Source organism: Kitasatospora sp. NPDC088346 (assembly GCF_044740765.1).
Taxonomy (GTDB): domain Bacteria; phylum Actinomycetota; class Actinomycetes; order Streptomycetales; family Streptomycetaceae; genus Kitasatospora.
This window is the reverse complement of record NZ_JBIURH010000178.1, coordinates 1-1,531: the sequence shown is the minus strand read 5'-3', so window position 1 is coordinate 1,531 and position 1,531 is coordinate 1. Positions and strand designations below refer to the sequence as shown.

Annotated in this window: 2 protein-coding genes and 1 pseudogene; 1 reads left to right on the top strand and 2 read right to left on the bottom strand. The window is 68.5% G+C overall.

Translation table 11 applies throughout. The annotated features are described in order from the left end of the window. A pseudogene (locus ACIOFR_RS42300) lies at nucleotides 1–300 on the bottom strand (hypothetical protein); the annotation flags it as partial. Further along, a complete protein-coding gene (locus tag ACIOFR_RS42295) occupies nucleotides 297–668 on the bottom strand; it encodes a hypothetical protein (protein ID WP_401006174.1) in 372 nt (123 codons plus the stop codon). The pseudogene ACIOFR_RS42300 and the gene ACIOFR_RS42295, both read right to left, overlap by 4 nt. Nucleotides 669–810: 142 nt before the next feature. On the opposite strand from ACIOFR_RS42295, the gene ACIOFR_RS42290 reads away from it, so the two are divergent. After that, on the top strand, nucleotides 811–1,176 hold the full coding sequence (locus ACIOFR_RS42290) for a hypothetical protein (RefSeq protein ID WP_401006172.1): 366 nt from the start codon (nucleotides 811–813) through the stop codon (nucleotides 1,174–1,176). The last annotated feature ends 355 nt before the right edge of the window (nucleotides 1,177–1,531 follow it).

The following is a 1,531-nucleotide window of genomic DNA, read 5'->3' as shown; positions in this document are numbered from 1 at the left end:
GGGAGCACCGCTCGCGCGTGCGGCGGACGCGGCCGTCTCGGCGGCCGTCCAGTCCGACTCGCCGACGCGTTGCGACTTCAGCAGCAGGGTCTCGGTGGTCGGGGCTGCAGGGGTCTCGATGGCGGTGACCAGTCCCTGTTCCAGGTGGATCGTGCCGCCCGGTGCGCTGGAGACGGTGATCGAGCCGGTGAAACCCTCGCGGCGCAGCCCGAGTAGCAGCGCGGGCACGTTGCGGGCTGCGGGTGGTGAGGGCGGCAGGACTGGCGCAGGCGCGGTCGGGTCGTGGGACGGGTCGCTCATGCCGGCAAGTCCCTCGCGCGGTCGGCGCTCTGGCAGGTCGCCAGTGCCAGGTTGGTCCGCGCCCGGTCCAGCACGGTGGCCGGGAGCAGGGGGTCACCCTGGCGGGACAGTACCTGTAGCACTTCGTGATGACGGGTGCTGGTGACCACGACGCTCGCCAGCTCGCCCTCCGCTCCGGCCTCGCACAGCCGCTCGCCGATCAGGTTGACGAGTTCGGCGAGTTCGGCCCCGGTCCCGGTCCCGGTCCCGAGCAGTCGGTGGTCCCCGGCGAGCTGGTAGGTGAGGCCCGTGACGCCGTCGAGGAGAGCGGTACCGACCACTCCGGGCGATTCGAGCACGTCGGCGAGGGAGGTTTCGAGTGCGCGCATCGGTACCCCTTCTTGTTCTGAGCGCTTGTCAGCCTACTTTATTCCACCATTTCCGCGGGGTGACCACCCGCGGTTAGTTCTTGCCACTTTGGTCCCGCACACGGGAGTTCTTCCCGGAAGTCACGTAAAGGACGAACAGCGTATGAACATTGACAGCGCATTCAAGGACGCGATGGCCATCGAGGGTGCCATCGGTGTGGCTGTGGCCGACTACGAGAGCGGTTTGTCACTCGGTTTCCTCGGCGGGGGGAAGCAACTCGACCTGGAGGTCGCGGCGGCCGCCAACACCGAGGTCGTCCGGGCGAAGGTGCGCGCCCTGGCCGCGCTGTCGATCAACGATGCCATCGAGGACATCCTGATCACCCTCGGCACCCAGTACCACCTGATCCGCCCGCTGGCCCGCAGCCGCGGGTCGCTGTTCCTCTACCTGGCGCTGGACCGCTCGCGCGCCAACCTGGCGCTCGCCCGGCACGGCCTCAAGGGCATCGTGGCCGCGCTCGAGGTCTAGCGGTGCCCGGTCCTGCGGCCCCGGCCAGGACAATGTCTCCGGCCGGGCGCCGCGCCTGCAATTGCGGGTGGCATGAATGCCGAGCGTGATGAACCCGCTACGGATGTCCGCCCGTGGGAATTTGCGCGCGGATATCCAGGTACGCGTCAATCCCGGCAATGCGCGACCTTCCGTTGGCCGGGCATCATAATCGCCCCGTCGTACCGGGCGGAGCCGGAACTCGGAAGCACCGGAACAGCGGGTTCGAAACGCTGGCGCACCCAGGGCCGTTGCAAAGTCCTGTGATCTTGTGACTGTGCTGGTCAAGCGATGCCGAGGAGGTCGAGCGGGCGGGTGAAGGGCGCGTAGGAAGCGT